The 5678-nt window shown below is 71.9% G+C and carries 4 protein-coding genes; 3 read left to right on the top strand and 1 reads right to left on the bottom strand.

Features of this window, described 5'->3' with window-relative positions; genetic code table 11:
- Window positions 1-1544, bottom strand: a 1544-nt coding sequence (locus DKT69_RS41655; protein ID WP_109805261.1) for an NAD(P)/FAD-dependent oxidoreductase, incomplete at its 3' end; no start/stop codon positions are given.
- Between the two features lie 239 nt (window positions 1545-1783).
- Between DKT69_RS41655 and DKT69_RS32595 the strand changes: the two genes are divergently transcribed.
- The 3 genes from DKT69_RS32595 to DKT69_RS32605 are packed head-to-tail and all read left to right on the top strand — an operon-like array spanning window position 1784 to window position 5419.
- Complete coding sequence (locus DKT69_RS32595) at window positions 1784-3085, top strand: hypothetical protein (protein ID WP_236648496.1); 1302 nt, start codon at window positions 1784-1786, stop codon at window positions 3083-3085.
- Between the two features lie 43 nt (window positions 3086-3128).
- Window positions 3129-3701 carry a PadR family transcriptional regulator gene (locus DKT69_RS32600; RefSeq protein ID WP_109805262.1) on the top strand — a complete coding sequence of 191 codons (573 nt, stop codon included), beginning with the start codon at window positions 3129-3131 and terminating at the stop codon, window positions 3699-3701.
- Window positions 3698-5419, top strand: a complete 1722-nt coding sequence (locus DKT69_RS32605; protein ID WP_109805263.1) for an acyl-CoA dehydrogenase family protein — start codon at window positions 3698-3700, stop codon at window positions 5417-5419. Before DKT69_RS32600 ends, DKT69_RS32605 begins: the two co-directional genes overlap by 4 nt.
- Window positions 5420-5678: the final 259 nt, after the last annotated feature.

A 5678-nucleotide genomic window follows, 5' to 3' on the forward strand; every position in this document is an offset into this window, starting at 1 on the left:
GTCGGCAGCGTCAGATGTGTATAGGAGACAGGCGTGGCCACCCGTCGGAGCCCGTCGGGGTGGGCGGGCACGATCGGCGCGTCCCGTCCGGTGCCGTGCCGCCCGCCGCCGGTCGGGGAGGACGTCTTCTGCTCGTGGTAGTCCTGCTCCACGTTGACCGTCCAGACGTCGTGCCCGGCGCCGTGGGCGATGTTCTCGGCGGTCAGCATCGCCGTCAGCATCGAGTGGTCCTGGTTGTTGTAGCGGTGCATGCCGTTGCGCCCGACCGGGTGCACGTTCGGCACCTCGCGGGCCAGCCAGTCCCGGATCACGTCCACGTTGTGCTGGTACCGCTCGTCGTACACCGGGTAGGCCTTCGGCATCCGGACGACGTGGCCGGCCTCCACGCAGCCGGGCCGGACCAGGCCGAGCCGCTCCAGCTCCGCGGTGGCGAGGGCGACCAGATCCTCGTCGGGGGTACGCCACATCTCGTCGTCCTCGAAGACGAAGTACTCCAGCCCCAGGCAGGTGCGCCCGTCCTTGACCAGGTACGGCGACCAGCAGCCGAAGTTCTGGATCCGTCCCACCTTCGCCGCCGGGTCGTGCACGTAGATCCAGTTGTCCGGGAACGAGAACTCCTCGGGCACGACCAGCGCGACGGTCAGGAAGTCCCGGTAGCGCAGGTCGTCGGCCGCGGCGCGCACCTCGGGCGGGGCGGCCGGGCACAGCGCGTGGACCAGCGCGGAGATCGGCATGGACGAGATCACATGGTCGGCCGGCTCGGTCCGTTCCCCGGCCGCGTCGGCCACCGTCACGCCGGTGGCGCGCCGCGCCGCCGGGTCGCGGTGCACGGCCGTCACCGGGGTTCCGGTACGCACCGAGCCGCCCCGCTTCTCCACCTGCTCGGTGCAGCGCTCCCACATCATCCCGGGCCCGAACTTCGGGTACTGGAACTCCTCGATCAGGCTGGTCACGTCCTTGCGGTTGCGCCTCGGTAGCAGGGCGTTGAGCACCGCCTTGGACAACGACAGGTTCTTGATCCGCTGCGCGGCCCAGTCGGCCTGCAACTGGTCGGCCGGCATCCCCCAGACCTTCTCGGTGTACGTCTTGAAGAACTTCGAGTAGAGCCGCCAGCCGAACCGGGCCGACACCCAGCCCTCGAAGTGCGACTGGTCCTTCGGTGGCCGCAGCCGGGCCCGCCCGTACGAGCCGACGCAGCGCAACGCCTCGACGATGCCCAGGTTGCGCAGCGCGTTGGCGGCGTTGAGCGGGTAGTCGTAGAGCGCGCCCCGGTAGTAGATCCGGCTCATCCTCGGCCGGAGCAGGAAGTCCTCGTCGGGCAGGATCTCGTGCCAGAAGTCCTCGACCCGGGACACCTTGGTGAAGAACCGGTGCCCGCCGATGTCGAAACGCCAGCCGTCCCGCTCCACGGTGCGGCTGATCCCGCCGACCACGTCGTCGGCCTCGAAGACCCGGACCGGCTCGCCGTGCCGGAGCAGCTCGTACGCCGCGGTCAGCCCCGCCGGTCCGGCGCCGATCACGACGGTGCCGTTCTTCTCGCCCATGCTGTCCGAGCCCTCCGCCGCCGTCCGGTCAGTTGCGGCAGCGCGGTTACCCGGCCTGCCCCCGATTTCACCTTCCGGTGCGGCGCGAATCTCGCCGGTCCCCGGCCAGCCAGCCGCCCCGCGGCCCGCCGCGCCAGACGATCACTGCCGGGCAGGTGTCAACGGCCGTGAAACGGGGATGCCGGGCGACGGTTCGCGGCCCCGGGCGGTCGCGGGCGGGGGCGACGCGTGGGGGACGGATGGTGGACGGGCGGCGGGCCGGCGCGGCCGACGCGCCCGCCATGGACCGGCCGGAAGCGGAGGGCCGGCTGCGTCGCACCGGCCGGAGGTTGTCCGGGCTCGCCGCCCGGGTGCCCGCCCCGTGGGGGTTCGTGCTGGCGGTCTTCGTCGGTTCGAAGGTCGTGCTCAGCCTGGTCGGCGTGATCGCGTTGAGCGCCTGGGACGGCGTGCCCGGCGCGCCGCCCGCCGACGAGGTGATGATGCGCGTCCAGCAGGACGCCGTCTCGCCGTACCGGTGGATCTCGCTCTGGTTCGCCTGGGACTCGTTCCTCTACGACCACCTGGCCCAGCTCCCGCTCGACCGGCCCTGGCGGGACTTCGGCTTCCCGCTGCTGTATCCGTTCCTGGCCCGCCCGCTCGCGCCGCTGCTGGGTGGGCACACCGCGTGGGCCCTGCTGCTGGTCAGCAACCTCGCCCTGATCTTCCAGCTCTACTACGCCCACCAGCTCGGCGCCCGCCTGCTCGGGTCCGGCTCGGCGGGCGGACCGGCGGATGGCGCGGCGGGCGGCGACGACCCGGCGGCGGGTCGGCGCTTCGTCCGCTACCTGCTGCTCCTGCCGACCGCCTTCCTGTTCCAGGCGGCGCTGACCGAGTCGCTCTTCCTCTGCCTCGCGCTGGCCGCCTTCTGGTACGCCGAGCGGCGCCGCTGGCTGCTGGTGGGGATCGTCGGCTACCTCCTGGCGCTGAGCCGCTCGGTCGGCTTCCTGGTGGTGGTTCCCCTCGCGCTGGTCCTGCTGCGCCAGCACGGATACCGGCTGGACCCCCGCACGCTGGGGCGGTACCTGCGGCGGGGCTGGCCGCTGCTGCTCGTACCGGCCGGCTGGCTGACCTTCATGGCGTTCTGCCGCTGGCAGTCCGGCGATTGGTACGCGTACAAGCACGCCCAGGAGAAGGGCTGGGGGATCAGCGTGCAGAACCCGTTCCGGGTGGCCTACGCGGCGCTGACCGGGGACAACAGCGCCGACGCCCTGCGGGTCTGGTGCGCCGTGGCCGTCCTGGTGGTCGTCGTGGCCGGGCTGCGCTGGGCCGAGCTGCCGTACCTGGTCTACACGGCGATCGTGGTGCTGGTGCCGCTGTCGATGGGCCCGCCGGTGCACAAGAGCCTGCTGCGCTACCTGCTCGCCGCGTTCCCGGTCGGCCTGGTGCTGGCCCGGTGGGCCCGCCGGGCCACCCTCGACACCTGGCTGACCGCCGCGCTGGCGCTGCTCCAGGGAGCGCTCTTCGTGGTCTGGCTGACCTACTGGACGCACTTCATCATCTGAACCCGGCCTTGCTATGCAACGAGTTGCATAGCAAGATGCTGGCATGTCGCTGGAGCACGCCATCCTGGTCTCGCTGCTGGAGCAGCCCGCCTCCGGGTACGAGCTGGCCCGCCGCTTCGACCGCTCGATCGGCCGCTTCTGGACCGCCACCCACCAGCAGATCTACCGGGTGCTCAAGCGGATGGCGGCGGACGACTGGATCGCGGGCGAGGAGGTCGGCCAGGAAGGACTGCCCGACAAGAAGGTCTGGTCGGCCACGCCGGCCGGCCGGGCCGCGCTGGTCACCTGGCTGCGCGCCCCGGTACAACCCGAGGCGGTCCGGCACGAGCTGGCCGTCAAGATCCGCGGCGCCGCGTTCGACGACCCCGCCGGCCGCGCCGCGCTGGCCACCGAGGTCGAGCGGTACCGCGCCGACCACGAGGCCACCCTCGCCGGCTACCTGGCCGGCGAGCGCCGCGACTTCCCGGACCCCGACGCGCTGGACGCCCGCGAGTCGCTCCAGCACGTCGTGCTGCGCGGCGGCATCGCGTACGAGCGGATGGTGCTGGCCTGGCTCGACGACGTCCTGGCCACCCTCCGCGACCTCGACCCCCCGACCAGGAAGGCGACCCCGTGACCGACCCGCTGCTGCTCAACCCGCACAGCTACGACCCCACCCACCTCGACGAGCCCTCCCGCCGGCTGCTGCGGGCCACCGTCGACTGGTTCGAGTCTCGCGGCAAGCGGGCGCTCGTGGACGGCTACAACCGGCGCGACTGGTACGGCGACTTCCTCGACTTCGCCGCCAAGGAGGGGCTCTTCGCCACCTTCCTCACCCCGGCGGCGGACGGCGACGGCCACCCGGACAAGCGCTGGGACACCGCGCGCAACGCGGCGCTGAGCGAGATCCTCGGCTTCTACGGGCTCGGCTACTGGTACACCTGGCAGGTCACGGTCCTCGGCCTCGGCCCGGTCTGGCAGAGCGGCAACGCCGCCGCCCGGGCCCGTGCGGCCCAACTGCTCGACGAGGGCCACGTGATGGCCTTCGGGCTCTCCGAGCGCCCGCACGGCGCCGACATCTACTCCACCGACATGGTGCTCACCCCCGACGGCGCGGGCGGCTTCCGGGCCACCGGCGGCAAGTACTACATCGGCAACGGCAACGTCGCCGGGCTGGTCTCCGTCTTCGGCCGCCGGGCCGACGTCGAGGGTCCCGACGGGTACGTCTTCTTCGCCGCCGACAGCCGGCCCCCCGCGTACCGGCTGGTCCGCAACGTGGTGAACGCGCAGATGTACGTCAGCGAGTTCCGGCTGGACGACTACCCGGTCCGCGCCGAGGACCTGCTGCACACCGGCCGGGCCGCCTTCGACGCCGCGCTGAACACCGTCAACGTCGGCAAGTTCAACCTCTGCACCGCCTCCATCGGCATCTGCGAGCACGCCATGTACGAGGCGGTCACCCACGCCCACAACCGGGTCCTGTACGGCCGCCCGGTGACCGACTTCCCGCACGTCCGCCGCGAGCTGACCGACGCGTACGCCCGCCTGGTCGCGATGAAGCTGTTCAGCGACCGGGCGGTCGACTACTTCCGCTCGGCCGGCCCCGACGACCGGCGCTACCTGCTGTTCAACCCGATGACCAAGATGAAGGTCACCACCGAGGGCGAGAAGGTCATCGACCTGCTCTGGGACGTGATCGCCGCGAAGGGCTTCGAGGCGGACACCTACTTCGACAAGGCCGCCAGGGACATCCGGGGCCTGCCGAAGCTGGAGGGGACGGTGCACGTCAACCTGGCGCTGATCCTCAAGTTCATGGCGAACTACCTGTTCCAGCCGGCGGAGTTTCCCCCGGTGCCCACCCGGCACGACCCGACGGACGACGAGTTCCTGTTCCGGCAGGGCCCGGCCCGCGGCCTCGGCGCGATCCGCTTCCACGACTGGCGCGCCGCGTACGACGCGCACGCCGCGGTGCCGAACGTGGCCCGGTTCCGGGAGCAGGCCGACGGGCTCTGCGCGTTGCTCGCCGCGCACGCCCCGGACGAGGCACAGCAGCGGGACCTGGACTTCCTGCTCGCCCTCGGCCAGCTCTTCGCCCTGGTCGTCTACGGCCACCTCATCCTGGAGCAGGCGGAGCTGACCGGGCTGGACGGCGACGTGCTGGACGAGATCTTCGACCTGCTGGTCCGCGACTTCTCCGCCCACGCCACCGAGCTGCACGGCAAGGCGGCCACCACGGAGGAGCAGGCCGCCTGGGCGCTGGCCCACGTCCGACGCCCGGTGCGCGACGCTGAGCGCACCGCCCGGGTCTGGCAGCGGGTGGCCGCCCTCGCCGGGACGTACGAGATGCGGCCCTGACGGCACGCCCGCGCCCGCCGGCTCGGGCGATCCCGGCGTCGCTCGATGGTCGCGTCGCTCGTGGTGGGCCCGGTTCCCGGAGCCGGCCGGACAAGGCACCCACCTGCGCTACGAACCTGATGACGCAGATGAATCACCGGCATCCGCCGGCCCTCAGCCGATCCCGCTACGTCATCAGGTTCGTCGGCAGCGACCAGGAACAGCCCTGCCCCTGTCTCTTATACATATCTCCGAGCCCACGAGACGCGGAGTAACCTCG

Origin of the sequence: Micromonospora sicca, from assembly GCF_003172935.1 — a bacterium.
In the GTDB taxonomy this organism is placed as follows: Bacteria; Actinomycetota; Actinomycetes; order Mycobacteriales; family Micromonosporaceae; genus Micromonospora; species Micromonospora sicca.